The organism is Klebsiella sp. P1CD1 (assembly GCF_003790505.1).
GTDB classification, from domain to species: Bacteria; Pseudomonadota; Gammaproteobacteria; order Enterobacterales; family Enterobacteriaceae; genus Klebsiella; species Klebsiella variicola.
On sequence record NZ_CP033631.1, the window covers coordinates 2425356 to 2452335 of the forward strand.

Annotated in this window: 27 protein-coding genes; 19 read left to right on the forward strand and 8 right to left on the reverse strand. The window is 62.1% G+C overall.

Going from position 1 to position 26980, the window contains the following annotated elements; genetic code table 11:
* The first annotated feature begins 2 nt into the window (after positions 1–2).
* The 5 genes from sufC (at position 3) to ldtE (ending at position 4730) form a co-directional block, all read left to right on the forward strand.
* A complete protein-coding gene (sufC, locus tag DTA24_RS12085; RefSeq protein WP_004184415.1) occupies positions 3–749 on the forward strand; it encodes a Fe-S cluster assembly ATPase SufC in 747 nt (248 codons plus the stop codon).
* Complete coding sequence (gene sufD / locus DTA24_RS12090; protein WP_123836835.1) at positions 724–1998, forward strand: Fe-S cluster assembly protein SufD; 1275 nt, start codon at positions 724–726, stop codon at positions 1996–1998. The genes sufC and sufD overlap by 26 nt, the downstream gene beginning before the upstream one ends.
* Positions 1995–3215 (forward strand): cysteine desulfurase SufS, encoded by a 1221-nt coding sequence (gene sufS / locus DTA24_RS12095; RefSeq protein WP_123836836.1) that lies wholly within the window; start codon positions 1995–1997, stop codon positions 3213–3215. The genes sufD and sufS overlap by 4 nt, the downstream gene beginning before the upstream one ends.
* Positions 3216–3226: 11 nt before the next feature.
* On the forward strand, positions 3227–3643 hold the full coding sequence (gene sufE / locus DTA24_RS12100; protein WP_008804468.1) for a cysteine desulfuration protein SufE: 417 nt from the start codon (positions 3227–3229) through the stop codon (positions 3641–3643).
* A 100-nt stretch (positions 3644–3743) separates the two neighbouring features.
* Positions 3744–4730, forward strand: coding sequence for a L,D-transpeptidase LdtE (ldtE, locus tag DTA24_RS12105; RefSeq protein WP_012541396.1), 987 nt, complete (start codon positions 3744–3746; stop codon positions 4728–4730).
* Between the two features lie 61 nt (positions 4731–4791).
* On the opposite strand, the gene DTA24_RS12110 is transcribed toward ldtE, so the two are convergent.
* Both DTA24_RS12110 and pykF read right to left on the reverse strand, forming a co-directional pair.
* The gene (locus DTA24_RS12110) at positions 4792–5028 is read right to left on the reverse strand and encodes a major outer membrane lipoprotein (protein WP_007374746.1); all 237 of its coding nucleotides are present in this window, start codon (positions 5026–5028) and stop codon (positions 4792–4794) included.
* 311 nt (positions 5029–5339) lie between these two features.
* Positions 5340–6752, reverse strand: a complete 1413-nt coding sequence (gene pykF / locus DTA24_RS12115; RefSeq protein ID WP_012541397.1) for a pyruvate kinase PykF — start codon at positions 6750–6752, stop codon at positions 5340–5342.
* Between the two features lie 137 nt (positions 6753–6889).
* On the opposite strand from pykF, the gene DTA24_RS28135 reads away from it, so the two are divergent.
* Together DTA24_RS28135 and fumD are read left to right on the forward strand one after the other, a co-directional pair.
* Positions 6890–7021 carry a hypothetical protein gene (locus DTA24_RS28135; RefSeq protein ID WP_004217210.1) on the forward strand — a complete coding sequence of 44 codons (132 nt, stop codon included), beginning with the start codon at positions 6890–6892 and terminating at the stop codon, positions 7019–7021.
* Between the two features lie 236 nt (positions 7022–7257).
* On the forward strand, positions 7258–7470 hold the full coding sequence (gene fumD / locus DTA24_RS12125; RefSeq protein ID WP_012541399.1) for a fumarate hydratase FumD: 213 nt from the start codon (positions 7258–7260) through the stop codon (positions 7468–7470).
* 17 nt (positions 7471–7487) lie between these two features.
* On the opposite strand, the gene DTA24_RS12130 is transcribed toward fumD, so the two are convergent.
* A complete protein-coding gene (locus DTA24_RS12130) occupies positions 7488–8126 on the reverse strand; it encodes a TetR/AcrR family transcriptional regulator (RefSeq protein WP_008804472.1) in 639 nt (212 codons plus the stop codon).
* A gap of 126 nt (positions 8127–8252) precedes the next feature.
* On the opposite strand from DTA24_RS12130, the gene DTA24_RS12135 reads away from it, so the two are divergent.
* The 4 genes from DTA24_RS12135 to DTA24_RS12150 all read left to right on the forward strand — a co-directional run bounded on the left by DTA24_RS12135 (position 8253) and on the right by DTA24_RS12150 (position 13152).
* Complete coding sequence (locus tag DTA24_RS12135) at positions 8253–10106, forward strand: bifunctional sugar phosphate isomerase/epimerase/4-hydroxyphenylpyruvate dioxygenase family protein (protein ID WP_012967932.1); 1854 nt, start codon at positions 8253–8255, stop codon at positions 10104–10106.
* Between the two features lie 71 nt (positions 10107–10177).
* Positions 10178–11500: an MFS transporter gene (locus DTA24_RS12140; protein WP_012541401.1), complete on the forward strand. Its 1323-nt coding sequence runs from the start codon at positions 10178–10180 to the stop codon at positions 11498–11500.
* Between the two features lie 15 nt (positions 11501–11515).
* Positions 11516–12352 (forward strand): shikimate dehydrogenase family protein, encoded by an 837-nt coding sequence (locus DTA24_RS12145; protein WP_023297820.1) that lies wholly within the window; start codon positions 11516–11518, stop codon positions 12350–12352.
* A 56-nt stretch (positions 12353–12408) separates the two neighbouring features.
* Positions 12409–13152, forward strand: a complete 744-nt coding sequence (locus DTA24_RS12150; RefSeq protein ID WP_023340342.1) for a substrate-binding domain-containing protein — start codon at positions 12409–12411, stop codon at positions 13150–13152.
* On the opposite strand, the gene DTA24_RS12155 is transcribed toward DTA24_RS12150, so the two are convergent.
* From DTA24_RS12155 to DTA24_RS12170, 4 genes are all read right to left on the reverse strand, one after another.
* The gene (locus DTA24_RS12155) at positions 13136–13885 is read right to left on the reverse strand and encodes an ABC transporter ATP-binding protein (RefSeq protein WP_123836837.1); all 750 of its coding nucleotides are present in this window, start codon (positions 13883–13885) and stop codon (positions 13136–13138) included. The two genes, DTA24_RS12150 and DTA24_RS12155, sit on opposite strands and share 17 nt — an antisense overlap.
* Positions 13882–14889: a FecCD family ABC transporter permease gene (locus DTA24_RS12160; protein ID WP_123836838.1), complete on the reverse strand. Its 1008-nt coding sequence runs from the start codon at positions 14887–14889 to the stop codon at positions 13882–13884. Before DTA24_RS12160 ends, DTA24_RS12155 begins: the two co-directional genes overlap by 4 nt.
* Positions 14879–15937 (reverse strand): ABC transporter substrate-binding protein, encoded by a 1059-nt coding sequence (locus DTA24_RS12165; protein WP_032754661.1) that lies wholly within the window; start codon positions 15935–15937, stop codon positions 14879–14881. Before DTA24_RS12165 ends, DTA24_RS12160 begins: the two co-directional genes overlap by 11 nt.
* A gap of 92 nt (positions 15938–16029) precedes the next feature.
* Entirely contained in the window at positions 16030–16842 is an 813-nt protein-coding gene (locus tag DTA24_RS12170; RefSeq protein WP_123836839.1) for a DNA-binding transcriptional regulator, read from the reverse strand.
* A gap of 177 nt (positions 16843–17019) precedes the next feature.
* Here DTA24_RS12170 and DTA24_RS12175 point away from each other — a divergent pair, with 177 nt between their 5' ends.
* The 8 genes from DTA24_RS12175 to DTA24_RS12210 all read left to right on the forward strand — a co-directional run bounded on the left by DTA24_RS12175 (position 17020) and on the right by DTA24_RS12210 (position 25387).
* Positions 17020–18684: a bifunctional 3-(3-hydroxy-phenyl)propionate/3-hydroxycinnamic acid hydroxylase gene (locus tag DTA24_RS12175; RefSeq protein ID WP_123836840.1), complete on the forward strand. Its 1665-nt coding sequence runs from the start codon at positions 17020–17022 to the stop codon at positions 18682–18684.
* Between the two features lies 1 nt (position 18685).
* Positions 18686–19630 (forward strand): 2,3-dihydroxyphenylpropionate/2,3-dihydroxicinnamic acid 1,2-dioxygenase, encoded by a 945-nt coding sequence (gene mhpB, locus DTA24_RS12180; protein ID WP_123836841.1) that lies wholly within the window; start codon positions 18686–18688, stop codon positions 19628–19630.
* Between the two features lie 17 nt (positions 19631–19647).
* The gene (mhpC, locus tag DTA24_RS12185) at positions 19648–20514 is read left to right on the forward strand and encodes a 2-hydroxy-6-oxonona-2,4-dienedioate hydrolase (protein ID WP_009486092.1); all 867 of its coding nucleotides are present in this window, start codon (positions 19648–19650) and stop codon (positions 20512–20514) included.
* A gap of 10 nt (positions 20515–20524) precedes the next feature.
* Positions 20525–21331 (forward strand): 2-keto-4-pentenoate hydratase, encoded by an 807-nt coding sequence (gene mhpD, locus DTA24_RS12190; protein WP_071582938.1) that lies wholly within the window; start codon positions 20525–20527, stop codon positions 21329–21331.
* Complete coding sequence (mhpF, locus tag DTA24_RS12195) at positions 21324–22274, forward strand: acetaldehyde dehydrogenase (protein ID WP_023297812.1); 951 nt, start codon at positions 21324–21326, stop codon at positions 22272–22274. Before mhpD ends, mhpF begins: the two co-directional genes overlap by 8 nt.
* Positions 22271–23287 carry a 4-hydroxy-2-oxovalerate aldolase gene (gene mhpE / locus DTA24_RS12200; protein ID WP_043875125.1) on the forward strand — a complete coding sequence of 339 codons (1017 nt, stop codon included), beginning with the start codon at positions 22271–22273 and terminating at the stop codon, positions 23285–23287. Before mhpF ends, mhpE begins: the two co-directional genes overlap by 4 nt.
* Before the next feature lie 75 nt (positions 23288–23362).
* Positions 23363–24559 carry a 3-(3-hydroxy-phenyl)propionate transporter MhpT gene (mhpT, locus tag DTA24_RS12205; RefSeq protein WP_040968611.1) on the forward strand — a complete coding sequence of 399 codons (1197 nt, stop codon included), beginning with the start codon at positions 23363–23365 and terminating at the stop codon, positions 24557–24559.
* A 102-nt stretch (positions 24560–24661) separates the two neighbouring features.
* Complete coding sequence (locus DTA24_RS12210; RefSeq protein WP_023297809.1) at positions 24662–25387, forward strand: polyphenol oxidase family protein; 726 nt, start codon at positions 24662–24664, stop codon at positions 25385–25387.
* 12 nt (positions 25388–25399) lie between these two features.
* On the opposite strand, the gene DTA24_RS12215 is transcribed toward DTA24_RS12210, so the two are convergent.
* Positions 25400–26980 (reverse strand): rhodanese homology domain-containing protein, encoded by a 1581-nt coding sequence (locus tag DTA24_RS12215; protein ID WP_049138517.1) that lies wholly within the window; start codon positions 26978–26980, stop codon positions 25400–25402.

Genomic DNA, 26980 nt, shown 5'->3' on the forward strand with positions numbered 1-26980 from the left:
AGATGTTAAGTATTCAAGATTTACACGTCGCCGTCGAAGATAAAGCGATCCTGCGCGGGCTGAACCTTGAGGTGCGCCCGGGGGAGGTCCACGCCATTATGGGGCCAAACGGCTCGGGGAAAAGTACGCTTTCGGCCACCCTGGCCGGGCGTGAGGATTACGAGGTGACCGGCGGCCGCGTCGAATTTAAGGGTAAAGACCTGCTGGAACTTGCCCCGGAAGATCGCGCCGGAGAAGGTATCTTTATGGCCTTCCAGTATCCGGTGGAAATTCCCGGCGTCAGCAACCAGTTCTTCCTGCAGACCGCGCTGAATGCCGTGCGCAACTATCGCGGCCAGGAGCCGCTGGATCGCTTCGACTTCCAGGACCTGATGGAAGAGAAAATCAGGCTGCTACAGATGCCGGCAGATCTGCTGACCCGCTCGGTGAACGTTGGCTTCTCCGGCGGTGAGAAAAAGCGTAACGATATTCTGCAAATGGCGGTGCTGGAGCCGGAGCTGTGCATTCTTGATGAGTCAGATTCCGGGCTGGATATTGATGCACTGAAGATTGTCTCGGAAGGTGTCAACTCGCTACGCGACGGCAAACGCGCCTTCATCATTGTCACCCACTATCAGCGCATTCTTGACTATATCAAGCCGGACTACGTCCATGTTCTGTATCAGGGGCGGATTGTGAAGTCGGGGGATTTCACCCTCGTCAAACAGCTGGAGGAGCAGGGCTATGGCTGGCTTACTGAACAGCAGTAACGCGCTGCAGCAGTGGCACCACCTGTTTGAAGCGCAGGGCGGCCAGCGTACGGCGGAGGCCACCCAGCATCTGCAGCAGCTGCTGCGCCTGGGGCTGCCGACACGTAAGCACGAGGACTGGAAATACACCCCGCTGGATGCGCTACTGAACGGTCACTTTGTCGCCGACGAGGGGGCATCGCTCAGCGCTGAACAGCGTGATGCGCTGGCGCTGCCGCTGGACGCCTGGCGGCTGGTGTTTATCGATGGCCGCTATCATCCTGAGCTGAGCGACGATCTCGCCGCCAGCGGCGTGGAGGTCAGCGTCGATAACCAACGCCAGCATCTGCCGGATGCTTTGCATCCGGAGGTGTTTCTCCATCTGACCGAAAGCCTGGCGCAGACGGTGACCCGCCTTCGCGTACCGCGCAACCGCCGCCTGGATAAGCCGCTGCTGCTGATGCATATCACCCGCGGTCTGGCCGGCGATGCGCTGAATACCGCCCACTATCGCCATCACCTGGCGCTGGAAAGCGGGGCGGAGGCGACCATGGTCGAACATTACCTCAGCTTTAATGAGCAGCCGCACTTCACCGGCGGGCGACTGACCATGACGGTGGCCGATAACGCGCACCTCCAGCATATCAAGCTGGCGTTTGAGAACGCGCTCAGCTACCACTTCGCCCATAACGACCTGCTGCTGGGCCGCGACGCCTCGGCCTTCAGCAGCAGTTTCCTGCTCGGCGGGCAGGTGCTGCGTCATCACACCAGCACCCGCCTGGGCGGTGAAAACAGCAATCTGCGCCTCAATTCGCTGGCGATGCCGGTGAAAAATGAGGTCTGCGACAGCCGCACCTGGCTCGACCATCAGGTCGGCTACTGCAACAGCCGCCAGCTGCACAAAACCATCGTCAGCGATAAGGGTCGGGCGGTGTTTAACGGGCTGATCAACGTCGCGCCGCACGCGCTGAAAACCGACGGCCAGATGACCAACAACAATCTGCTGCTTGGGCGGCTGGCGGAGGTCGATACCAAACCGCAGCTGGAGATTTACGCCGATGACGTGAAATGCAGCCACGGGGCGACCGTCGGGCGCATTGATGAAGAACAGCTGTTCTATCTGCGCTCGCGCGGTATCGAACAGCAGGCGGCGCAGCAGATGATCCTCTACGCCTTCGCCGCCGAGCTCACCGAGGCTATCCGCAGCGATGCGCTCAGAGAGCAGGTGCTGGCGCGGATTGGACAGCGTTTGCCGGGAGGCACTGTATGACATTTTCAGTAGAACGGGTTCGCGCCGATTTTCCGGTACTGAACCGGGAGGTCAACGGTCAGCCACTGGCCTATCTCGACAGCGCCGCCAGTGCCCAGAAGCCGGAGGCGGTGATCGGCGCCGAAGCGGAATTCTATCGCCACGGCTACGCGGCGGTGCACCGCGGCATCCATATCCTCAGCGCGGAAGCCACCGCGCGGATGGAAGCCGTGCGTCAGCAGGCGGCCACCTTCCTTAACGCCGGGTCGGCGGAGGAAGTGGTGTTCGTCCGCGGCACCACCGAGGGTATCAACCTGGTGGCCAACAGCTGGGGAAACGCCAACGTCGGCGCCGGGGATAACATCATCATCAGCGAAATGGAGCACCACGCCAACATTGTGCCGTGGCAGATGCTGTGCGCCCGCGTCGGGGCTGAGCTGCGGGTGATCCCCCTGAACCCGGACGGCACCCTGCAACTGGATGTTGTCCCGGGACTGTTTGACACGCGCACCCGCCTGCTGGCGATAACCGAGGTCTCCAACGTGCTGGGGACGGAAAACCCGCTGGCGGCGCTGATTGCCCTTGCGCATCAGCATGGCGCGAAAGTGCTGGTGGATGGCGCCCAGGCGGTGATGCACCACCCGGTAGATGTGCAGGCGCTGGGTTGCGATTTCTACGTCTTCTCCGGACACAAGCTGTATGGCCCGACCGGGATCGGCGTGCTCTATGGCCGTTCCGAGCTACTGCAGGCGATGGCGCCATGGGAAGGCGGCGGGTCGATGATCGCCACCGTCAGCCTGACGGAAGGCACCACCTGGAACCGGGCGCCGTGGCGCTTTGAGGCCGGTACGCCGAATACCGGGGGGATCATTGGCCTCGGCGCGGCGCTGACCTACGTCAGCCAGCTGGGGCTGACGCAGATCGCGGAGTACGAGCAGACCCTGATGCGCTATGCGCTGGAGGCCCTGCGCGCCGTGCCGGATCTGATCCTCTACGGGCCGGCGCAGCGCAAAGGGGTGATCGCCTTTAACCTCGGCCAGCATCACGCCTATGACGTCGGCAGCTTCCTCGACAACTACGGTATCGCGGTGCGAACCGGGCACCACTGCGCCATGCCGCTGATGGCCCGGTATCAGGTACCGGCTATGTGTCGGGCCTCGCTGGCGATGTACAATACCACGGAAGAGGTGGACCGCCTGGTGGCCGGCCTGCAGCGGATCCACAAATTATTAGGGTAAAGGACGTGACGATGGCGGCACTACCAGACAAAGACAAACTGTTGCGCAATTTTAGCCGTTGCGCCAACTGGGAAGAGAAGTATCTCTATATCATTGAGCTGGGCCAGCGGCTGGCGCCGCTAAGCCCGGAAGAACATAGCGTGCAGAACATTATTCAGGGCTGCCAAAGCCAGGTGTGGATTGTGATGGCGCAGGACCCCTCCGGCGTTATCACCCTGCGCGGTGACAGCGATGCGGCGATCGTCAAAGGGCTGATTGCGGTGGTGTTTATCCTTTATGATCGGATGACCGCCCAGGATATCATCGAGTTCGATGTGCGCCCGTGGTTTGAAAAAATGGCGCTTACCCAACACCTGACGCCTTCCCGCTCGCAAGGGCTTGAAGCCATGATCCGTGCGATCCGCGCGAAAGCCGCAAATATTAGCTAGAATAAACAGGTAGATTTCATTCTGTTACGTCCGGTAGGGGTTCTGCTCCTGCCGCCGTTCAGTCTCCTGGCGTTTTATCAGCGAAAGAAGGAATCTCAGTATGAAACGCAAAACGATGATCACCTTAGCCCTTCTCAGCGCGCTTGGCGCCTCCTCGGCCGCCTGGGCCGTCGACTACCCGCTTCCTCCCGCCAACAGCCGGCTGATTGGCCAGAACCAGTACTGGACCGTACAGGAGGGAGACCGCAACCTGCAGGCGATCGCCCGCCATTTCGATACCGCGGCGATGCTGATCCTCGAAGCCAACGATACCATCGCGCCAGTGCAGCCGAAGCCTGGTACTCAGGTCCTGATCCCCTCCCAGATGCTGCTCCCCGACGTACCGCGAGAGGGGATTGTCGTCAACCTTGCGGAACTGCGGCTGTATTACTTCCCGCCGGGAGAGAATCAGGTGCAGGTCTATCCGCTGGGTATCGGCCAGTTAGGGCTGGAAACGCCTGAGATGACCACCCGCATCGGGCAGAAGATCCCCAACCCGACCTGGACGCCCACCGCGGGCATTCGGGCGCGTTCGCTGGAGAAAGGGGTGACGTTACCAGCGGTGGTCCCGGCCGGGCCGTACAATCCGCTGGGGCGCTACGCGCTGCGTCTGGCCTATGGCAACGGCGAATATCTGATTCATGGCACCAACGCGCCGGACAGCGTCGGTTTACGCGTCAGCTCAGGCTGTATGCGAATGAACGCCGATGACATCAAAGCGCTGTTCAACCAGGTGAAAACCGGGACGCCGGTACGGATTATCAATCAGCCGGTGAAGTTTGCCGTCGAACCGGATGGTAAACGCTATGTCGAGGTCCACAGGCCGCTTTCGCAGACGGAAGGGGAAAACACCCGGACCATCGCCTACACGCTGCCTGCGGCGTTTCACGCCTTCGCAGAGGATAAAGCGGTCGATGATGCACAGCTGAAAAAAGCGATGTCGAGAAGGGCGGGATATCCGGTGGTGGTGTCCACGGGGACGGGGAGTGCGCCAGCTACGCTGTCGGCGCAGAACACGCCGTCAGACAACAGCCTGCTTACCCAGTAGCCCTCATGCTGAGGGCAAAAAAAATGGCGCACAGAGTGCGCCATTTTTATTACCAGAACTCTTACTTACGGTAAGAGTGAGCCTGGTTGTCCAGACGCTGGTTAGCGCGAGCTGCGTCGTCTTTAGCAGCCTGAACGTCGGAACGGATTGCGTTCACGTCGTTGCTCAGCTGGTCAACTTTAGCGTTCAGAGTCTGAACGTCAGAAGACAGCTGATCGATTTTAGCATTGCTGGAGCAACCAGCCAGCAGAGTAGAACCCAGGATTACCGCGCCCAGTACCAGTTTAGTACGATTCATTATTAATACCCTCTAGATTGAGTTAATCTCCATGTAGCGTTACAAGTATTACACAAAGTTTTTTGGGATGAGAATATTTTTTTTACCTGAACGCACTTATTTTTGATCGTTCGCTCAAAGAAGCATCGAATTGGACAAAATCGCTGAAAAAGGCGAGTGAAAACAGCGCGCTTCCATCGGATTCATCTTAGATAATCTCTTATTAAATAGTAAATTCCGATTTGCATTTTTAATAGGAAGAGCTAATCAATGAATAAAAAAAGCGCCCCGAGAGGCGCTTTATTAAAAAAAACCAATTAACCTGTAAATTATTACAGCACGTGTACGGAAGCCGTATTAGTGGTACCGCTCGGCACTAATGCGCCGGAAACCATCACCACCACGTCGCCTTTACGCGCGAGGCCGCTTTTCAGCGCCAGATCTTTGCCCAGATGATAGAAGTCATCGGTAGAGGCGATCTCTTCCACCAGCTGCGGCACAACGCCTTTGCTCAGCACCAGCTGGCGAGCGGTGGTTTCGTTGGTGGTCAGGGCCAGGATGGTGGCGTCCGGGAAGTATTTACGCACAGCGCGTGCGGATTTACCGCCCTGGGTGGCGACAACGATCAGCGGCGCTTCCAGTTTCTCAGCGGTTTCTACCGCGCCGCGGCACACCGCTTCGGTGATGCGCAGTTTACGGTTGTCGTTATTGAAGTCCAGACGGCTGGTCATCACGCGGTCAGTACGTTCGCAGATGGTGGCCATGATGGTGACGGCTTCCAGCGGGTATTTACCTTTCGCGGATTCGCCGGACAGCATCACTGCATCGGTACCGTCGAGGATGGCGTTGGCCACGTCGCCGGCTTCAGCGCGGGTCGGACGCGGGTTCTTGATCATGGAGTCCAGCATCTGAGTCGCGGTGATAACCACTTTGCGCGCGCGGATACATTTTTCGATGATCATTTTCTGGGCGAAGATAACTTCTTCAACCGGGATCTCAACGCCCATGTCGCCACGAGCAACCATGATGCCGTCAGAAGCTTCGAGGATTTCGTCGAAGTTGTTCAGGCCTTCCTGGTTTTCGATTTTGGAGATGATCTGGATGTTTTCGCCGCCGTGGGCTTTCAGGTGCTCACGGATCTCGACGACGTCGGAACGTTTACGGATGAAGGAGGCCGCGACAAAGTCCACGCCCTGTTCGCAACCGAAGATCAGATCCTGTTTGTCTTTCTCAGCCAGCGCCGGCAGGGCGATGGAGACGCCCGGCAGGTTTACGCCTTTGTTCTCGCCAAGGTCGCCGTTGTTCAGCACTTTACAGATAACTTTGTTACCTTCGATAGCCGTCACTTCCATGCCGATCAGGCCATCGTCCACCAGAACGGTGTTGCCGACGGTGAGGTCAGACGTGAAGCCTTCGTAGGTCACAGCAACGATTTCGTTGTTGCCGACGACGGATTTATCGGTGGTGAAGGTGAAGGTCTGGCCTGCTTTCAATGAGACGTCGTTGCCGCCTTCCAGCTTGATGGTACGAATTTCCGGGCCTTTGGTGTCCAGCAGAATAGCGGCTTTCTTACCGGTTTTGCTCATCACATTGCGCAGGTTCTGGATGCGCTGACCGTGTTCCGCATAGTCACCGTGGGAGAAGTTCAGACGCATCACGTTCATGCCGGCTTCCAGCATTTTGGTCAGCATCTCTTCAGATTCGGTTTTCGGACCGATGGTGCAAACAATTTTGGTCTTTTTCATGACAGTTTTAGTCTTTAAGTTGTGAAGGATATGGAATTCTCGCTCCGCGGGCGCACTGCCGGGGAGCCAAACCTGTATTACGAAAGTTGCTAAGCCACGCCCTAAGGATAGGTGACAACCCCGGAGCGTGCAGAAGAATGTGTGCTGGCGGTTCAGCCCATGAAATGTGGCAAGGTGTTATGCGTTTTATCATGCAGTCCAATGCGCTGAAACCATTCAAGAAAGAATCGAAGCGCATTATACGCTGCCGAAATCAAAAAGGAAAATAAAAACCTCGTTTCAAATTATGGACAAAACGCGTAACAAAACCGGCACGTTATGCATAAAAGTACGCAACACATTTTTTCATCACCGGGCAGGCAAAGGGGCAGCGGAAGGCGCTTTTTCTCGCGTGATGAACCAGTAAAACGCGCCATTGGCCTATTCCGCCGGGGATAATTTGCGTTGCGGAAAAAATCTATCAATAATGAATTGATTGATAATAATAAAGTGCGAGCAAAACCAGATGGGAAATAAAGCCAAAGACGACGAGCTGTACCAGGAAATGTGCCGCGTGGTGGGTAAAGTGGTGCTGGAAATGCGAGACCTGGGCCAGGAGCCGAAACACATTGTCATTGCCGGCGTACTGCGCACCTCGCTGGCGAACGCCAAAATTCAGCGTTCGGCGCTCACCGTGGAGGCCATGGAGAAAGTCATTCACGCCCTTTCCGGGCATTAACGTCTTTCGCCGGCGGGTCAGGAAATCACGAAGCGGATCACCGCCCGGACGGCAATGTCACAGTGGTGGGCCACCATCGCTTCGTCGTCGATGGCGGGCAACGGATCGTCAAGGTACAGGCTGCTGAAGGTGTAGAAGTTCGACACCTGATAAAAGCTGAAGCTGCTGATTAACCGGTGCACATCGCGTGCTTCGAGCCCCGCCTGAAAGACACCTTGCTGCTGGCCGCGCTGTAAAATGTCTTCCAGAATCGACAGGGCGGTACGATTCAGCGGTTTCAGTTCACCCGAGGTTTGTAACCACTTGCCGCGCTGCATATTCTCCATGCAAATCACCCGCATATAGTCCGCGTGGGTGGCGTGATAACGCACGCTCCAGCGCACCAGCCGCACCAGCGCCTCCACCGGTGGCACATTCTCCAGCCCCAGCTGCTGCTCGGTTTCGCGGATCCGCGCATACACATACTGCAGCACCTCCTGATAGAGCTGCTCTTTGCTTTTGAAGTAGTAAACCACCATGCGCTTGGTGGTCTGCGCCTCGGTGGCGATCTGCTCCATGCGGGCGCCTGACAGCCCGTGTTCAGCAAAAACAGCGATAGCGGCGCTGAAAATCCGCGCCTTCAGGGATTGTGCTTCATCATGAGCAACGACGGTCATGGCAACTCCTTTTTCTTGGGTGACAAAAAATACACATAATGATCACAATTTAGCAACCTAGTATGGCGCAAATGAACCAAATGATACATATTCAAGGCTCACGTCAGTTGTTGACCCGAGGACCTTATGCTGCGCTCTATCGCCACCGTTTCGATTTCCGGCACCCTGCCTGAGAAGCTGCACGCTATTGCGGCGGCGGGCTATCAGGGTGTGGAAATTTTCGAGAACGATCTGCTCTATTATACGGGGACGCCGGCGGAAATCCGCCAGCTTGCCGCCGATTTAGGGTTAAAAATCACGCTTTTTCAACCCTTTCGCGATTTTGAAGGCGCCAGCCGGGCGCAGTTTGCGGCGAATATAGCCCGCGCTCGGCGCAAGTTTGCCCTGATGCACGAGCTGGGCTGCGACACGCTGCTGCTGTGCAGCAATGTGCAGCCGGACTGCTCGGCGGATAGCGAATTGCAGGTCGCGGATCTGCGGGCGCTGGCCACGCTGGCGGAAGAAGAGGGGATCACCATCGGCTATGAGGCGCTGGCCTGGGGAACCCATGTGAACCGCTGGCAGCAGGCCTGGGAGCGGGTACGGCGGGTGGACAGCCCGGCGCTGGGCCTGGTGCTCGACAGCTTCCATATTCTGGCTCGCGGCGACACGCTGGACGCGCTACCGTCGGTGCCGGTGGAGAAAATCACCTTTGTTCAGCTCGCCGATGCGCCGTACATGAAAATGGATCTCCTGGAATGGAGTCGCCATTTCCGCTGCTTCCCCGGGCAGGGCGAGCTGCCGCTGGAGCCGTTTGCCGAGCAGGTCACCCGCTGCGGCTATCGCGGCCCCTGGTCGCTGGAGATCTTTAATGACGGTTTTCGCGCCTCGCCGAACGGCGCGACGGCCAAAGATGGTTATCGTTCGCTGCTGTGGCTGGAGGAGCAAACCCGCCGTCGGCTCCCGACGTGCGATGCCGATCTGTTTTCACCGCCGCCGCTGCCGGTCTATCACGGGCTGGAGTTTATCGAGTTTGCCGCCAGCGCCGCCGAGGCGCAGCGCCTGGGGCAGCATCTGCAGGCGCTGGGTTTTCAGCACGAGGGAAGCCACCGCTCCAAACAGGTGACGCTGTGGCGCAACGGCGGGGCGCGGATCGTCATCAACCATCAGCCCCACAGCTGGGCCGATCATTTCTATCAACGCCACGGCGTATCGCTGTGCGCCATGGCGCTGCGGGTCGATCGCAGTGCGCCGATTGTGGCCCGCGCCCGGGCGCTGGGGTATGCCACCTGGCAGGGCGATGCCGGGCCGAACGAAACGCCGATCCCGGCGATCTGCGCCCCGGACGGTAGCCTTATCTATCTCATCGAGGCCGGGGAAGGGATCTATGAGCGCGATTTTCATCTGCGCGACGGACTGACGGTGCGCGAGGATTATCTCGGTATCGACCATCTGGCGCTGGGGATGGAGGCCGACAGCCGCGACAACTGGGTGATGTTCTTCCGCACGGTGTTTGGTTTTACCCTTGAGCATGAGCAGACGCTGCCGGACCCGTATGGACTGGTGCGCAGTCTGGCGGTGCGCAGCCCGCAGGGCGATATCCGTCTGGCGCTGAATATTTCGCAGAGCCGGGCGACGCAGATTGCCCGCTCGGTCGCCTGCTACCAGGGGGCAGGGCTGCAGCATGCGGCCTTTGCCTGCCGCGATCTGCCGGCCACCTGCGACCAGCTTGCCGACGTTGCCCGCCATGCGCTGCCGATCCCGGCCAATTATTATGACGATCTGCTGGCGCGCTTCGGCGGCGAGCTGGACGTTGGGCAACTGCAGCGGCGGCAGCTCCTCTACGACCGCGATCCGCAGGGCGGGGCCTTCCTGCATCTTTATACCCGCCCCTTTACCGCCGGGCGCTTTTTCTTTGAGTTAACCGAACGACGGGCCGGTTACGCGCTCTATGGCGCGGCGAATGCCGCCGTCCGTCTGGCGGCGATGCAGTATTGTTAGCCCGAATCAAATGGTTCATTATGCTTTAAACACAATAACAACATCCTCTGTACCCGAGACAGGAACTGACTATGAGCTCATATAGCCCTAACCCGACGGCTGCCGCCCAGCCTGCCGTCACCGTGCGCCGCTCCCGGCGGCGCATCGGCATCCTTGCGCTGTTGGCCATTGGTACCATGATCAACTACCTCGATCGCACCGTGCTGGGGATCGCCGCCCCAAAGCTCACCGGTGAGCTGGGGATCGACCCGGCGATCATGGGTATCCTTTTTTCCGCCTTCGCCTGGACCTATGCCCTGGCGCAGATCCCCGGCGGGCTGTTCCTTGACCGCTTTGGCAACAAAGTGACCTATTTTCTGTCGCTGACCCTATGGTCGCTGTTTACCCTGTTCCACGGCATGGCGGTGGGGCTGAAAACACTGTTGCTGTGCCGCTTCGGACTCGGCATTAGCGAAGCGCCGTGCTTTCCGGTCAACAGCCGGGTGGTCAGCGCCTGGTTCCCGCAGCATGAGCGGGCGAAAGCCACAGCGGTGTACACGGTAGGGGAATACCTCGGGCTGGCCTGCTTTGCGCCGCTGCTGTTCTGGATCATGGACGGCTTTGGCTGGCGGGTGCTGTTCGTTAGCGTCGGCGCGGTCGGTATTCTGTTTGCCCTGGTGTGGTGGCGCTGCTACCGCGAACCGCATGAAGATCCGCGCCTCAGCCAGCAGGAGCGCGAGCATATCGAAAACGGCGGCGGCCTGAGCGCCCCGACGGACCAGCAGGTGGCATTCAGCTGGCCGCTGGTCCGCCAACTGCTGAGCAAACGGCAGATCATCGGCGCCAGCATCGGCCAGTTTGCCGGCAATACCGTGCTGGTGTTCTTTCTCACCTGGTTCCCGACCTGGCTGGCCACCGAGCGGCATATGCCCTGGCTGAAGGTGGGCTTCTTCTCCATCCTGCCGTTTGTCGCCGCCGCGGGCGGGGTGATGTTTGGCGGCTGGATCTCCGACAAACTGCTCAAGGCCACCGGGTCGGCCAACCTTGGCCGTAAGCTGCCGATCGTCGCCGGTCTGCTGATGGCCAGCTGCATTATCACCGCCAACTGGCTGCAGAGCGACCTGGCGGTGATCCTGGTGATGTCGTTTGCCTTTTTTGGTCAGGGAATGGTGGGGCTTGGCTGGACGCTGATCTCCGATATTGCCCCGAAGGGGCTAGGCGGCCTGACCGGCGGCCTGTTTAACTTCTGCGCCAACCTCGCGGGGATCCTCACCCCGCTGGTGATCGGCTTTATCGTTGCCGGGTTCGGCAATTTCTTCTACGCGTTGATCTACATCGGCGGCGCCGCGCTGCTGGGCGTGGTGGCCTATCTGTTTATCCTCGGCGACGTCAAACGTATCGAGTTATCGCAGTAAGCAAAGGAGCAAGGCATGGTGATTAGTGGAAATACGCGGCTGATAGCGCACCTTGGCTATCCGACCGCCAGTTTTAAGGCGCCGATGATCTATAACCCGTGGTTCGTCGACCAGCAGGTGGACGTGAAGGTGGTGCCGATGGGGGTCAGGCCGGAGGACTACGCCGCGTTTATTCCGCCGCTGTTTACGATGACCAACATCATCGGCGCGCTGGTGACGATGCCGCATAAAATCGCCACCTGCGATCTGGTCCAGCGCCTGAGCCCGACGGCGGCCATCGCCGGCGCCTGCAACGCCATCCGTCGCGAGGCCGACGGTAACCTGAGCGGGGATATGTTCGATGGCGACGGCTTTGTGCTGGGCCTGCGTCGTAAAGGGTTTAATCCGCAGGGGACGCGGGCGCTGGTGGTCGGCAGCGGCGGGGTGGGGTCGGCTATCGCCGCCTCCCTCGCCGCGGCGGGAGTCAGCGCCCTGACCCTGTACGATACCCGGCCCGAGGTGGCGCACGCCCTCGCCGGACGGCTGCATCAGCACTATCCGCTGCTCGATATCACCCTGATGCAGCACGATCCTGTCGGACACGAGCTGGTGGTCAATGCCACCCCGCTGGGGATGAAGGCCAGCGATCCGCTGCCGCTGGACGTTGACCGTCTGGCGCCAGGCACCTGGGTGGGGGAGGTGGTGATGACCCAGGAGTACACCCCGCTGCTGAGGGCCGCTCAGGCGCGACAGTGCCATATCCAGCGCGGGACCGACATGTTGTTTGAAATGATCCCCGCCTATCTGCGCTTTTTCGACCTGCCGGTAGCCACCCCCGAGCAGCTGCGCGCGCTGGCGGAAATTCGCTACTGACGCGACGGCAAACCGGGTAATATAGCGTTATATTATCCGGTTTATAGCGACTATCTATGATGTCCACTCCTCTCACGCTGCTGGCGGCGGGAAGCCTGAGAAGCGCTTTCCTACCGCTGGTGGCGCACTTTCAGCAGCACACTGGCCTGGCGGTCGATGCGCAGTTTGGCCCTGCCGGCCTGCTGCGCGAGCGGATCGAGGCCGGGGCGCCGTGCGCGGTTTTTGCGTCCGCCAACGCGGCGCACCCGCAGGCGCTGCTGCAGGCCGGTCTGGCGCAGGAATGCCAGGGATTTGCCGGCAACCAGCTGATGCTGACCGCCCGGCGGTCGCCGGACAACGATGGCCTGGACTGGCTGGCGCTGCTCAGCACGCCCCGCCTGCGGCTGGCGACCTCCACGCCGGGATGCGATCCGTCGGGAGATTATACCTGGCAACTGTTTGCCCGAATTGAGGCGCACTATCCTGGGTTGGGCAACGCGATAGCCGGGCGGGCGCAGCCGCGGGTCGGCGGTAGAGACTCACTGAGCGTGCCGCCGGGCGAGATAGCCGGCGCGTGGCTTATTCGCCAGAATCTGGCGGATCTGTTTATCGGCTACGCGCACTATGGCCCCGCGCTGGCCGCCTGCGACGATCTGCGTACCCTGACCATCCCGGCGCCGTGGAATATTCGCTGCGATTACCAGCTGGCGCGCCTCAGGGCGGATCCCGCCGCACTGGCCCTGTATCGCTTTATACTCGGCGACGTTGGCCAGAGGTATCTCCGGCAGGCGGGTTTTATGCCGTTTAGCGACGCAGAGTAAACCCCGGCGCCAGCAGAGGGGACGCGGAGGCGGCATAGTGGATCAGACGTACCGGCAGGCCGTACGCTTGCCGGAGGTGCGTTTCGCTCAGCACGTCGGCGGTCTCGCCTGCCAGCCACTGGCCCTCCGGCAGAAGCAGCAGCGTATGGCTGGCCACCTGCAGCGCATGGTTTGGATCATGGGTGGTGAACAGGACGGTGCGTGCCTGGCGGTGAGCGAGGTCGCGGATCAGCTGCAATACCACCTGCTGGTTACCGAGGTCCAGCGCCGAGCAGGGCTCATCCAGCAGGATATTCTGGCTGGCGCTGACCAGCGCGCGGGCAATCAGCACCAGCTGCTGCTGGCCGCCGGAGAGGGCGCCGAAGTCATCCCCGGCCAGGGCGGCAATCCCCAGCTGCGTCAGCGCGTTCTCAACCCGCCGGGCATCCTCCTCGCCAGGCTGGGCAAAGAGATCCACATGACGGGCGCGGCCCATCAGCACCACATCGCTCACGCGCCAGCGAAAAGCGGGACGAAACGACTGCGGGACCAGGGCGATGCCCCCCTCGCACTGCACCTGGCCGCCCAGCGGCGGCAACACGCCGGTCAGGGTGTCCAGCAGGGTACTTTTTCCCCGGCCATTGGCGCCCAGCACCGCCCAGATCTCACCGGGCCGGCAGGTCAGCGTGAGCGGGGCGAAGAGCGGCTGATGGTGGCCGTAGCGTAGCGCTTCCAGCGATAATGAGCTGTTCATCGGGCGGTACTCCGGCGCCGGGATTGCACCAGTAAAAAGGTAAACAGCGGCGCCCCGAGCAGGGCAGTGATGATCCCGATCGGGATTTCCGCCTGGGTCAGCGTGCGCGCCAGATCGTCCACCACCAGCATCAGCGCGGCGCCAAGCCAGAAGGCGGTGGGCAGCAGGCGACGATGGTCAGCGCCCACCAGCAGGCGGGCGAGGTGCGGGACCACCAGCCCCATCCAGGCGATGCTGCCGCTGACCGCCACCTGGGCTGCCACCAGCACTGCACAGCACACCAGCACGCCGCGACGCAGCGCGGCCACCGGAACGCCAAGGCTGCGGGCATCGCGTTCCTCCAGCGCCAGCAGGTTGATACGCCAGCGCAGCTTCCACAGCACCCCGGCGGCTAGCGCCATGGGCAGGGACATAAGCAGAACCTTATGCCAGCTGGCGGTCGCGAAGCTGCCGAGCAGCCAGAAAACAATGTTCGGTAACGTCTCTTCGCTATCGGCGAGGTACTGCATCAGGCTGACCAGCGCGGCGAAGAAGCCGCTGAGAATGATCCCGGACAGAATCAGCCCCAGCGTGCTGTCCCGCCCCTGCAGGGCGGCGAGGGCGTAAATCAGCCCCAGCGCGACGAGGCCGAAGAAAAAGGTCGAGGCCATCATCAGCAGACCGCCGACGCCCAACAGGATCGCCAGCGTGCCGCCGAAGGCGGAGCCGGCGGTCACCCCGATGATGTGCGGGTCCACCAGCGGGTTCTGGAACACGCCCTGCAAGGTGGCGCCGCACAGCCCCAGCGCGCCCCCGGCCAGCAGGGCCATGACCACGCGCGGCAGGCGAACCGACCAGACGATCTGCCCGATCACCCCTTCACCTGGCGGCAGATGGACCAGGGTGTGCCCAACGGCGCGCAGGCTTAACGGGTACTGGCCGAAACAGAGCGAGGCGACCGCGATCGCCAGCGTCGCCAGCGCCAGGCTACCCTGCAACCGCCAGGGATGGTGGTTAGCGCGCATCTGGCGTCCACGCCACGCGGTAAAAACGCTGATAGTAATCCCTGGCTTTACTGTCCACATCGATGCTCTGGTAGCGCGAAGGATAGAGTTTTTTCGCCATCCACAGCTCGCCCAGCGCCAGGGCCTCCGGCATCGGGTAACCCCAGGCTTTGGCGTACTCCGGCATCAGCCACACGCGGTGGTGTTTCACCGCATCGATCGCCTGCCACTGCGGGTCGTTCTCTATCTGTTTGACCACCTGCGGATAACGGTCCTGGACGAAGATCACCTGCGGGTTCCACTCCAGCACCTGCTCCAGCGACACCTGACGGGCGCCTTTTACGCTGGCGGCCGCCACGTTCAGCGCCCCGGCGTGCGCCATCATCAGCCCGGTGTATTTACCGGCGCCGTAGGTATTCAGATCGGGGTTGGCCATATACACCCGCACCCGCTGGTTCTGGGGAATATCGGCCACCGGCGCATTGGCTTTTTTGCGCGCCGCAAAGGTGTAGTGAATCAGCGCCTCGGCCTCGGGCTGGCGCTCGACGACCTCGCCGATAAGGCGGATCCCCTCCACCAGCCCGGCGTTATAGGCCTGCTCTTCGTCAGCCATGGTGGGGTTCATTTTATTTTTTTCCCCGGCGGCGTCCTGGCGCAGCGAGATGGCCACCACCGGGATCCCGGCCTGTTGGATCTGCGCGATCATCGCCGGCGGCGCATAGTTGGCGACGAAAACCACCTGCGGACGCAGCGCCAGCAGGCTTTCAATATTGACCTGGGTGAGATCGCCCGGGGTCGCCAGTTGCCCGATCTCAGGCATAAAGCGGGCGAACTGCGGCCCGAGTTGTTTCTGCCAGCTGCTTAAGACGCCGACGATATCCTCTGCGGCATGCAGTTGCACCAGCAGGTTGAGCGTCTGATGTTGCAGAACCACGACGCGGGTGATGTGGTCGGGGAGCGTGACCTGGCGACCCAGCTGGTCGGTGACGGTGCGGTCGGCAAAGGCCTGGCCGGTGAACAGGCTGGCGCTGAGCAGCGTCAGGCCCAGCAGTAAGGGGTGTTTTGACATGGTGTGGCCCGAATGGCGTGAAAAATTCGTTATGTATTAAATTATATAACGAAGCCGGGCGCAATGGGTGATCGCATTTACCCTCATCACGATCAAGGCATTTCGTACCACACTTCTTCCTCTTCCATGCGGGCCTCTATCTGCCTCGCCACCCTCTGCAGGGCGGAAAGATGCTTCTGCGCCGCCTGCTCAATGGTCATCGCGCTGGCGATATAGACCAGATTCAGGCAGCCGATAACCCGCTGCTGGCTGCTGACCGGCACGGCGATGGAGGCGATTTTCTCCTCCTGCTGCCAGCCGCGGAAGTTTTCGCCATAGCCGTTCTGGCGGGTGCGGGCGAGGATCGCCGCCAGCCGTTCCGGTTCGCGGGCCAGCTGATACTCAGCTTCCGAACGGGCGGCCAGCATGCTGACGATGGCGTCGCGCTCCGCGTCGGGGGCAAAGGCCAGCCACGTCAGCCCGGAGGCGGTGAGCAACAGCGGCAGCCGCCGTCCGACCATCGCGCGGTGAAACGACAGTCGGCTGAAGCGGTGGGTAGTCTCGCGCACCACCATGGCGTCGACGTCGAGGGTGGTGATATCCGTGGGCCACTGTACCTCGCGCAGCAGCTCGCCGAGCAGCGGTGTGGCGAGGGCAGAAATCCAATGTTCGTCACGAAATCCATCGCTCAGCTGGCGGACGTTAATGGTCAACCGGAAGCTGTCGTCGGAGCGGCTGCGGCGGACAAAACCCTCCTCCTGCAGCGTCTCCAGCAGCCGGCGCACGGTGGTGCGATGCAGGCCGCTAAACTCCGCCAGCAGGCCCGGCGTCGCGCCGCCGTCGAATTTATTTAACAATTTTAATAACAATAAACCCCGGCTTAACCCACGCACCGTTTTGTACTCAGTGGACCCATCGTCACGCATAAATCCTTCCTTAAAATGCTTTATAAACAGCGTTGTGCACCTGGTACACATTCGGCGATGTTTTGATTGTAGCCGAAAACCCCCGCCCTATACTCAGCCCATTATAAAAATACGTTTACACATGATTAACAAATTGCCTGTCAGCCGGGCAGTTTCCGAGTCGTGAGGTCGCTGAAAATGACAACATCTACACCCGATATTCAACCCGCCGTGCAGCATACCGCTCAGGTCGCCATCGCCGGCGCCGGTCCGGTTGGCCTGATGATGGCCAACTACCTTGGCCAGATGGGCATCAGCGTGCTGCTGGTGGAAAAGCTCGACACACTGATCGATTACCCGCGGGCCATCGGCATTGACGATGAATCCCTGCGGGCGATGCAGGCGGTAGGGCTGGTGAATGACGTGCTGCCGCACACCACGCCGTGGCACGCCATGCGCTTTCTGACCCCGAAGGGGCGCTGCTTTGCTGATATCCAGCCGATGACCGATGAGTTTGGCTGGTCGCGGCGCAACGCCTTCATTCAGCCGCAGGTCGATGCGGTGATGTATCACGGCCTGCAGCGTTTCCCGCAGGTCCGCTGCCTCTTCTCCCGCGAAGTAGAAGCCTTTAGCCAGAACGGTGACGGTGTCACGTTAAATCTTAAAGGACCGGACGGCGAGCGGGAGACGGTGCGCGCGGACTGGCTGGTGGCCTGCGACGGCGGCGCCAGCTTTATTCGTCGTACGCTGAACGTCCCCTTCGAAGGCAAGACCGCGCCGAATCAGTGGATCGTCATCGATATCGCTAACGACCCGCTGGCCACCCCGCACGTTTACCTGTGCTGCGACCCGGTGCGACCCTACGTTTCCGCCGCGCTGCCCCATGGCGTGCGCCGCTTTGAATTTATGGTGATGCCCGGAGAAACCGAAGCCCAGCTCAGCGAGCCGCACAATATGCGTCGTCTGCTGAGCAAAGTGCTGCCGGACCCGGACCGCGTCGAGCTGATCCGCCAGCGGGTCTACACCCATAATGCCCGCCTTGCCGAGCGCTTTCGCATTGACCGGGTGCTGCTGGCCGGCGACGCGGCGCACATCATGCCGGTCTGGCAGGGGCAGGGATACAACAGCGGCATGCGCGACGCCTTCAACCTGGCGTGGAAGCTGGCGCTGGTGGTCAACGGTAAAGCGGGAGAGGCGCTGCTCGACAGCTATCAGCAGGAGCGCCGCGACCACGCGAAAGCGATGATTGATCTGTCGGTCACCGCCGGCCACGTGCTGGCGCCGCCGAAGCGCTGGCAGGGGGCCGTGCGCGACGGTCTCTCCTGGCTGCTGAACTACCTGCCGCCGGTGAAGCGCTACTTCCTCGAAATGCGCTTTAAGCCGATGCCGCAGTACCGCGAGGGGGCGCTGCTGATCGACGCCGCCGGCAAGACCTCGCCGGTGGGCAAAATGTTTATTCAACCGCAGGTGACGCTGGAGAGCGGCGAGAGCGTGCTGCTCGACGAGGTTATCGGCGCGAATTTCGCCATTATCGGCTGGGGCTGCAACCCGCAGTGGGGGCTCGAAGCCGGGCAGATCGCCCGCTGGCGCGCGATTGGCGTGCGCTTTATCCAGGTGGTGCCGGCGGTGCAGATCCATCGCGAGCAGGATAACGCCCCCGGCACGCTGCGGGTAGGCGATACGCAAAATCGCCTGAAGAGCTGGTTTGCTCAGCATAACACCGCCATTGCCGTGGTCAGACCGGACCGCTTTGTCGCCGCTCTCGCCATCCCGCAGACCCTCGGCGCACAGCTGACCGCCCTGGCGGAAAAAATGACCCTCGCAACCGGGGATACCGCCCGCACTGAAGAGAAGGTGGCCTGATATGGATGCCTATTTGCACTGTCTCTCCCACACTCCGCTGGTGGGATTGGTGGACCCGGAGCAGGCGGTCCTTGATGAAGTGAACGGGGTGATTGCCGACGCCCGGCGGCGGATCGCCGCCTTCGATCCCGAGCTGGTGGTGCTCTTCGCCCCCGATCACTACAACGGTTTTTTCTATGACGTGATGCCGCCGTTCTGCCTCGGCGTCGGCGCCACCGCCATTGGCGACTTCGCCAGCGCCGCCGGCGACCTGCCGGTGCCGACCGAGCTGGCGGAAGCCTGCGCTCACGCCGTGATCAACAGCGGTATCGACCTGGCGGTGTCGTACAACATGCAGGTGGACCATGGCTTCGCCCAGCCGCTGGAGTTTCTGCTGGGTGGCCTGGACCGTGTGCCGGTGCTGCCGGTGTTTATTAACGGCGTCGCCGCGCCGCTGCCGGGTTTTCAACGTACCCGGCTGCTGGGCGAGGCGATGGGCCGCTTCCTCAATACCCTCAATAAGCGGGTGCTGATCCTCGGCTCGGGCGGACTCTCGCACCAGCCGCCGGTGCCGGAGCTGGCGAAAGCCGACGCCCATCTGCGTGACCGTCTGCTTGGCAGTGGCAAACAGCTGCCGCCGGACGAACGCGAACGGCGCCAGCAGCGGGTGATCAACGCCGCCAGGCGGTTTACCGAAGACCCGCACTCGCTCCATCCCCTCAACCCGGTCTGGGACAACCGCTTTATGAGCCTGCTGGAGCAGGGGCGGCTGGCGGAGCTGGATGCGATCGGCAACGACGAGCTGTCGGCGATGGCAGGGAAATCGACGCACGAAATTAAGACCTGGGTGGCCGCTTTTGCCGCGCTATCCGCTTTTGGCTGTTGGCGCAGTGAGGGCCGCTATTACCGGCCGATCCCCGAGTGGATCGCCGGGTTCGGCTCGCTGAGCGCCACCACCGAGATTTGATTAACCGGGAGACTAACATGAGCTATCAACCGCAAACCGAAGCCGCCACCAGCCGATTCCTCAATGTCAACGAGGGGGGCCGCACGCTGCGCATCCATATCAATGACTGCGGCGACGGGAAAGAGACCGTGGTCATGCTGCACGGCTCCGGGCCGGGGGCCACCGGCTGGGCCAACTTCAGCCGTAACATTGACCCGCTGGTCGAGGCGGGCTATCGCGTGCTGCTCCTCGACTGTCCGGGGTGGGGCAAAAGCGATGCTATCGTCAACAGCGGCTCACGTTCGGACCTCAACGCCCGCATTCTGAAAAGCGTGGTCGATCAGCTGGGGATCGATAAAGTCCATCTGCTGGGCAACTCGATGGGCGGCCATAGCGCGGTGGCCTTCACCCTGAGCTGGCCGGAGCGGGTGGCGAAGCTGGTGCTAATGGGTGGGGGGACCGGCGGCATGAGCCTGTTCACGCCGATGCCGACGGAGGGCATCAAGCTGCTGAATGCCCTGTACCGCGAGCCGACCATTGAAAACCTCAAAAAGATGATGAGCATCTTCGTCTTCGACACCCGCGACCTCACCGAGGCGCTGTTCGAGGCGCGTCTCAACAATATGCTGTCGCGCCGCGACCATCTGGACAACTTCGTCAAAAGCCTCGAAGCCAACCCGAAGCAGTTTCCTGACTTTGGCCCGCGGCTGGGCGAAATCAGCGCGCCAACCCTGATCGTCTGGGGACGCAACGACCGCTTCGTGCCGATGGACGCCGGGCTGCGCCTGCTCGCCGGGATCGCCGGTTCGGAACTGCATATTTACCGCGACTGCGGCCACTGGGCGCAGTGGGAACATGCCGACAGTTTTAATCAGCTGGTGCTCAATTTCCTCGCACGGGCTTAAGGAGTAAATGATGACTTTTTCTCTTGACGCGCTGGCCCGGCAGCTGCGCGACGCGGAACAGACCGGCCAGGCGATCGCCCCGCTGCGCGATATCCTCGGCGTCGACAATGCCGACGCCGCCTATGCCATCCAGCGTCTGAACGTCCAGCACCACGTGGCCCATGGCCGGCGGGTAGTGGGCCGCAAGGTGGGCCTGACCCATCCCAAAGTGCAGCAGCAGCTGGGAGTCAACCAGCCGGATTTCGGCACCCTGTTTGCCGACATGTGCTACGGCGACAACGCCGAGGTGCCGTTTGGCCGCGTGCTGCAGCCCAAAGTGGAAGCCGAGATCGCCCTGGTGCTGAAGCAGGATCTGCCGCATGCCGATACCACCTTTGATGAGCTGTATAACGCCATCGAATGGGTGCTGCCGGCGCTGGAGGTGGTGGGCAGCCGCATTCGCGACTGGTCAATCGGCTTTGTCGACACCGTCGCCGATAACGCCTCCTGCGGCCTGTACGTCATTGGCGGCCCAGCGCAGCGCCCGGCAGGACTGGATCTGAAGCAGTGCGCCATGCACATGACCCGCAACCAGGAGCTGGTCTCCAGCGGTCGCGGCAGCGAGTGTCTGGGACATCCGCTGAACGCCGCAGTCTGGCTGGCGCGCAAGCTGGCCAGTCTCGGCGAACCGCTGCGGGCGGGGGATATCGTGCTGACCGGGGCGTTAGGCCCGATGGTGGCGATTAACGAAGGGGACAACTTTGTCGCCCATATCGAAGGTATTGGCTCAGTCGCGGCACGTTTCGTCGCCGCCGGAGAAGGACATCGTGATGCGTAAACGTAAAGTCGCCATTATCGGCTCCGGGAATATCGGCACCGATTTAATGATTAAAATCCTGCGCCACGGCCAGCATCTGGAGATGGCGGTGATGGTCGGCATCGACCCGCAGTCGGATGGCCTGGCCCGCGCCCGGCGCATGGGCGTCGCGACCACCCACGAAGGGGTGGGCGGCCTGATGCAGATGGCGGAATTTGCCGACATCGATTTTGTTTTTGACGCCACCAGCGCCGGGGCGCACATCAAAAACGATGCCGCGCTGCGCGAAGCGAAGCCGGGGATCCGCGTCATCGACCTGACGCCGGCGGCGATTGGCCCGTACTGCGTACCGGTGGTCAACCTCGCGGCCAATCTCCATCAGGGCAACGTCAATATGGTGACCTGCGGCGGGCAGGCGACCATCCCAATGGTCGCCGCGGTCTCGCGAGTGGCGAAGGTGCATTACGCGGAGATCGTGGCCTCGATCGCCAGCCAATCCGCCGGACCGGGCACGCGGGCCAATATTGACGAATTTACCGAAACCACCTCGCAGGCGATTGAAAAAGTCGGCGGCGCGGGCAAGGGCAAAGCGATTATTGTACTGAACCCGGCGGAGCCGCCGCTGATGATGCGCGATACCGTCTACGTCCTGAGCGAGCTGGCGTCGCAGGAGGCGATTGCCGCCTCGATCGCCGAAATGGCGGCGGCAGTGCAGGCTTACGTCCCAGGCTACCGGCTGAAGCAGCAGGTGCAGTTTGAGGTTATCCCCGAGGATAAGCCGGTCAACCTGCCCGGCGTCGGCTGTTTTTCCGGCCTGAAAACCGCGGTTTACCTCGAAGTGGAAGGGGCGGCGCACTATCTGCCAGCGTACGCGGGCAACCTCGATATTATGACCTCGGCGGCGCTGGCGACGGCGGAGCAAATGGCCGGGGCAATGCACAGCGCGGCGGGAGCGACAGCATGAACGGTAAAAAACTTTATATCTCGGACGTGACGCTGCGCGATGGCATGCACGCCATTCGTCACCAGTATTCCCTGGCGCAGGTGCAGCAGATCGCCGGCGCGCTGGATAAGGCTGGGGTCGACTCCATCGAAGTGGCCCATGGCGATGGCCTGCAGGGATCCAGCTTCAACTACGGCTTTGGCGCTCACAGCGACATCGCGTGGATTGAAGCGGCGGCGGAGGCGGTCAGCCAGGCGAAAATCGCCACCTTGCTGCTGCCGGGCATCGGCACGCTGCACGATCTGAAAGCGGCGTATCAGGCCGGAGCGCGGGTGGTGCGGGTCGCCACCCACTGCAGCGAAGCAGACGTCGCGGCGCAACATATTGCCTTTGCCCGCGAGCTGGGAATGGACACCGTCGGTTTTCTGATGATGAGCCATATGCTCTCCCCGCAGGCACTGGCGCAGCAGGCGCTGAAGATGGAATCTTATGGCGCGACCTGTATCTATGTGGTGGATTCCGGCGGGGCGATGAACATGAACGACATTCGCGACCGTTTCCGTGCCCTGAAGGCGGTGCTGAAGCCGGAGACCGCCACCGGGATGCATGCCCACCATAACCTGAGCCTCGGGGTGGCGAACTCGATCGTCGCGGTGGAAGAGGGGTGCGATCGCATTGACGCCAGCCTGGCCGGGATGGGGGCGGGGGCGGGCAATGCGCCGCTGGAGGTATTTATTGCCGCCGCCGACAAGCTCGGCTGGCAGCATGGCACCGATCTCTACGCCCTGATGAACGCGGCCGATGATCTGGTGCGGCCGTTGCAGGACCGCCCGGTGCGTGTCGACCGTGAAACGCTGGCGCTGGGCTACGCCGGGGTCTACTCCAGCTTTCTGCGCCACAGCGAAGCGGCGGCCGAGCGCTATGGCCTCAGCGCGGTGGATATTCTCGTCGAGCTGGGCAAGCGGCGGATGGTCGGCGGCCAGGAAGATATGATCGTCGACGTCGCACTGGATCTGCTTAACCGCAATAAATAACGAAAAACGTGCGGCTGACAAAGCATCAGCCGCCAGTCACCTGCTCCGTTTGTTCGGCTATCGCCAAGGTACCCTATGACCAAGATAACGACTGCAAACCCCTCGCGCCTGGTGGTTACCATCGGGCTCTGTTTTATGGTGGCCCTGATGGAAGGGCTGGATCTGCAGGCGGCGGGGATCGCCGCCGTCGGCATGGCGCAGGCCTTTGCGCTGGATAAAATGCAGATGGGCTGGATCTTCAGCGCCGGGATCCTCGGCCTGCTGCCTGGCGCGCTGGTGGGCGGCATGCTGGCGGACCGCCACGGGCGCAAGCGCATTCTGCTGGGGTCGGTGCTGCTGTTTGGCCTGTTCTCGCTGGCCACCGCGGTGGCATGGAGCTTCCCGACGCTGCTGCTGGCGCGCCTGCTCACCGGCGTCGGGCTCGGGGCGGCATTGCCTAACCTGATTGCCTTAACCTCGGAAGCCGCTGGCTCACGCTTCCGCGGCCGGGCGGTAAGCCTGATGTACTGCGGCGTACCCATTGGCGCCGCGCTGGCGGCAGCGCTGGGCTTTTCCGGTCTCGCCGCGGCCTGGCAGACTATTTTCTGGATTGGCGGCGTGGTCCCGTTACTGCTGATCCCGCTGCTGATGCGCTGGCTACCGGAGTCGCAGGCGTTTCAGCGCGCGGAGGCCAGCGTGCCGCTGCGCACCCTGTTTGCCCCAGGGCATGCCGCCGCCACCCTGCTGTTGTGGCTGGGTTATTTTTTCACCCTGCTGGTGGTCTATATGCTGATCAACTGGCTGCCGATGCTGCTGGTGGGCCAGGGATTCCGCGCCAGCCAGGCGGCGGGGGTGATGTTCTCTCTGCAGATCGGCGCCGCCTGCGGCACGCTGCTGCTGGGAGCGCTAATGGATAAGCTCACCCCGCTGCGGATGTCGCTCCTGATCTACAGCGGGATTCTGGCTTCCCTGCTGGCGCTGGGCAGCGCGTCGTCGCTAAACGGAATGCTGCTGGCGGGGTTTGTCGCCGGGCTGTTCGCCACCGGCGGCCAGAGCGTACTCTATGCCCTGGCGCCGCTTTTTTACCCCGCAGCGATCCGCGCCACCGGGGTCGGCACCGCCGTGGCGGTGGGCCGTCTTGGCGCAATGAGCGGCCCGCTGCTGGCCGGCAAGATGCTGGCCCTCGGCACCGGCACCATCGGGGTGATGGCGGCCTCGGCGCCCGGCATTGTGCTGGCCGGCGTGGCGGTGTTCTGGCTGATGCATCGTCAGCAGCGCGCCGCGATTGTCTGAGACGCATCCGGCGGTCTGGCAAAAAAATGCCGGGCCGCCGCCTTGCCTGTCCGCGTCACCTGGCCTATGGTAAGACATCATTCCCTGACGCTTATCGTCCCTATGGCTTACACCTCCCGTTTGCTCAATGCTATCCCTGGCATCCGCCACGCTTTTCTCGATGTCCACGAAACCGCCGCCTTTCCCTATGCCGAGCTGGCTCCGGTGAAGCTGGTGCATGGTAATGAGGTTCATCATTATCAGCAGCCGCTGCCGACGCGCCCGCACGCCGACGCGGTGTTTACCGCGGTAGCCGGGCAAAAGGTGGGGGTGGTGACCGCCGACTGTCTGCCGATGCTGATCGCCTCGCGCGACGGTCGCTTCGTCTGCAGCGTGCATGCCGGCTGGCAGGGGCTGGTCAGCGGCATTGTCGATAATAGTCTGGCCTGTTTTCGCCAGCAGGGGGTGGCATTGGCCGATCTGGTCATCGCCGTGGGGCCGCATATTCACCCTTGCTGTTACGAAGTCTCCGCCGGATTTTATCAGCAACTGCTGGACCAGCCCGGCGGTGATCGGGTGGCCCGCCATCGCCAGCGGCTGTTTCATTCCCGTTCGGGCCCGGTCAGCGATCCGCTCAAAGCCGCCGCACGAGGCAGCGATAATCTGTGGTTTGATCTGCGCGCCTTTGCCGAAGCGATCTTCGCAGAGGCGGGAGTGTCGCCGGCGAGCGTTGAATGGCTGGGGAGTTGCACCTACTGCACCCCGCAGTCGCTGGGCTCCTACCGACGCCGGACCCATTTTCCGGCGCCGAAGAGCTTTCAGTATTCGTGGATCCTGCGCGAGGCCTGAGGCGCGCTCGCGCTAGAGCACCCGAAAACCGTGGGTGCCGTCGCGGGCCAGCTGATCCACCAGGCCATACTCCCACTCCAGATAAGCCTGCATGGCCTCGGCGGAATTATCGGTTCCTTCGTACGGACGACGATAGCGGTCAAGGCGCTCGACGGCGAGGCCGCTGTCGCCATGCGCCAGCGGCAGACCGGCGGCGATCCACGCCAGCGTCCCGCCGGTAAGCAGCTGCACCGGTTTACCGGTCAAGGCCGCCACCTCCGGCACCGCGTAGCGGGCCAGCAGACTACTGCCGCAGGTCACCACGTAACGTTGGGCGGGAGGGATCACATCCAGGGCCTGGCGCAGCTGCGAGCGCGTTAGCCACCACGCGCCGGGGATATGGCGAGCGACAAAGTTGGCGCTGGTGGTGAAATCGAGCACCACCGTACCGGGTTCGTCCAGCTGTTGCGCCAGCTGCGCCGGGCTTATCTCCTCCGCCTGCGGGCCGGGCGGCACCTCGGCGGCCGGCACCCCGCGTTCGCTCAACTGGCTGGCCGACAGCGCACTCAGCCGCGCCGTCTCCCAGCCCATCTGCGCCAGCCACGAGCCGGTTATCGCCGCCCGGATGCCATCGTCATCCAGCAGCACAATTCGCGCCCCTCGTACGCTGGCGAAGTGATCGGTCTCCTGCAGCAGCTGGCCGCCTGGCGCGCTCAGGCTGCCGGGATAGTGACCCGCCGCGTACTCCTCAGGGCTGCGGACATCAAACAGGAAGGTAGTGCGGTCGCTCTGCTGCAGCCAGCGTTGCAGCGTGGCCTCATCGATGACCGCCACCCCGGCCCGTTCGGCAAGATGCGCCACCTCAGCGGCCCGGACGCCGGAGGCGCGGGCGGAGGGATCGTATTGCCGCTGCTGCTGGTGCGCCAGCGTCTGGCCGGCCAGCGTCCAGCCGATAGTGCCATTGCGCAGGGCATGGACCGGGTTTGGCACGCCGGCGTTGATCAGCGACTGGGTGCCGATGATGCTGCGGGTGCGTCCGGCGCAGTTGACGATAACCGGCGTCTGCGGGGAGGGCGTCAGGCTCTCCACCCGCAGGGCCAGCTCGCCGCCGGGCACGCTGATGCTGCCGGGGATGCTCATGGTCTGGTACTCATCGAAGCGCCGGGCGTCGACGATCACCACCTCCTGCCGGCTGTCGATGAGCGCCTGAACCTCCTGGGCGCTGAGCGACGGCGTGTGACGCACGCTTTCCACCAGTTCACCAAAGGCTTTGCTGGCGGAGTTGACGTCCTGAAACAGCTCGCCGCCGCTGCGGCGCCAGCCGGCGAGCCCCTCTGTCAGCAGGGCCACATCCTGATAGCCCCAGGCCCGTAGCCGTTCGACGGCGATCTCCGCCAGACCTTCGCCGTTGTCGTAGACGGTGAGCGGGGTGGTGAAGCGCGGTATCCGCCGGCGGACCTCCAGCTCCAGTTTGCTGAGCGGCAGATTGACGGCAAACAGCGGATGAGCGGTGGCGAAATCGGCCTCTTCACGGACGTCGATCAGCGCCAGTTCACGACGGTCGAGCAGCGCCTGGCGTATCCCGGCGGCCTGGCGATAAGCGTAGGTGGGCAT

Bases quoted from the DNA above. Each gene is read 5' to 3' on its own strand.
- sufC (WP_004184415.1), top strand. From the start codon at position 3: ATGTTAAGTATTCAAGATTTACACGTCGCCGTCGAAGATAAAGCGATC.
- sufD (WP_123836835.1), top strand. From the start codon at position 724: ATGGCTGGCTTACTGAACAGCAGTAACGCGCTGCAGCAGTGGCACCAC.
- sufS (WP_123836836.1), top strand. From the start codon at position 1,995: ATGACATTTTCAGTAGAACGGGTTCGCGCCGATTTTCCGGTACTGAAC.
- sufE (WP_008804468.1), top strand. From the start codon at position 3,227: ATGGCGGCACTACCAGACAAAGACAAACTGTTGCGCAATTTTAGCCGT.
- ldtE (WP_012541396.1), top strand. From the start codon at position 3,744: ATGAAACGCAAAACGATGATCACCTTAGCCCTTCTCAGCGCGCTTGGC.
- DTA24_RS12110 (WP_007374746.1), bottom strand. From the start codon at position 5,028: ATGAATCGTACTAAACTGGTACTGGGCGCGGTAATCCTGGGTTCTACT.
- pykF (WP_012541397.1), bottom strand. From the start codon at position 6,752: ATGAAAAAGACCAAAATTGTTTGCACCATCGGTCCGAAAACCGAATCT.
- DTA24_RS28135 (WP_004217210.1), top strand. From the start codon at position 6,890: ATGTGTGCTGGCGGTTCAGCCCATGAAATGTGGCAAGGTGTTATGCGT.
- fumD (WP_012541399.1), top strand. From the start codon at position 7,258: ATGGGAAATAAAGCCAAAGACGACGAGCTGTACCAGGAAATGTGCCGC.
- DTA24_RS12130 (WP_008804472.1), bottom strand. From the start codon at position 8,126: ATGACCGTCGTTGCTCATGATGAAGCACAATCCCTGAAGGCGCGGATT.
- DTA24_RS12135 (WP_012967932.1), top strand. From the start codon at position 8,253: ATGCTGCGCTCTATCGCCACCGTTTCGATTTCCGGCACCCTGCCTGAG.
- DTA24_RS12140 (WP_012541401.1), top strand. From the start codon at position 10,178: ATGAGCTCATATAGCCCTAACCCGACGGCTGCCGCCCAGCCTGCCGTC.
- DTA24_RS12145 (WP_023297820.1), top strand. From the start codon at position 11,516: ATGGTGATTAGTGGAAATACGCGGCTGATAGCGCACCTTGGCTATCCG.
- DTA24_RS12150 (WP_023340342.1), top strand. From the start codon at position 12,409: ATGATGTCCACTCCTCTCACGCTGCTGGCGGCGGGAAGCCTGAGAAGC.
- DTA24_RS12155 (WP_123836837.1), bottom strand. From the start codon at position 13,885: ATGAACAGCTCATTATCGCTGGAAGCGCTACGCTACGGCCACCATCAG.
- DTA24_RS12160 (WP_123836838.1), bottom strand. From the start codon at position 14,889: ATGCGCGCTAACCACCATCCCTGGCGGTTGCAGGGTAGCCTGGCGCTG.
- DTA24_RS12165 (WP_032754661.1), bottom strand. From the start codon at position 15,937: ATGTCAAAACACCCCTTACTGCTGGGCCTGACGCTGCTCAGCGCCAGC.
- DTA24_RS12170 (WP_123836839.1), bottom strand. From the start codon at position 16,842: ATGCGTGACGATGGGTCCACTGAGTACAAAACGGTGCGTGGGTTAAGC.
- DTA24_RS12175 (WP_123836840.1), top strand. From the start codon at position 17,020: ATGACAACATCTACACCCGATATTCAACCCGCCGTGCAGCATACCGCT.
- mhpB (WP_123836841.1), top strand. From the start codon at position 18,686: ATGGATGCCTATTTGCACTGTCTCTCCCACACTCCGCTGGTGGGATTG.
- mhpC (WP_009486092.1), top strand. From the start codon at position 19,648: ATGAGCTATCAACCGCAAACCGAAGCCGCCACCAGCCGATTCCTCAAT.
- mhpD (WP_071582938.1), top strand. From the start codon at position 20,525: ATGACTTTTTCTCTTGACGCGCTGGCCCGGCAGCTGCGCGACGCGGAA.
- mhpF (WP_023297812.1), top strand. From the start codon at position 21,324: ATGCGTAAACGTAAAGTCGCCATTATCGGCTCCGGGAATATCGGCACC.
- mhpE (WP_043875125.1), top strand. From the start codon at position 22,271: ATGAACGGTAAAAAACTTTATATCTCGGACGTGACGCTGCGCGATGGC.
- mhpT (WP_040968611.1), top strand. From the start codon at position 23,363: ATGACCAAGATAACGACTGCAAACCCCTCGCGCCTGGTGGTTACCATC.
- DTA24_RS12210 (WP_023297809.1), top strand. From the start codon at position 24,662: ATGGCTTACACCTCCCGTTTGCTCAATGCTATCCCTGGCATCCGCCAC.
- DTA24_RS12215 (WP_049138517.1), bottom strand. From the start codon at position 26,980: ATGCCCACCTACGCTTATCGCCAGGCCGCCGGGATACGCCAGGCGCTG.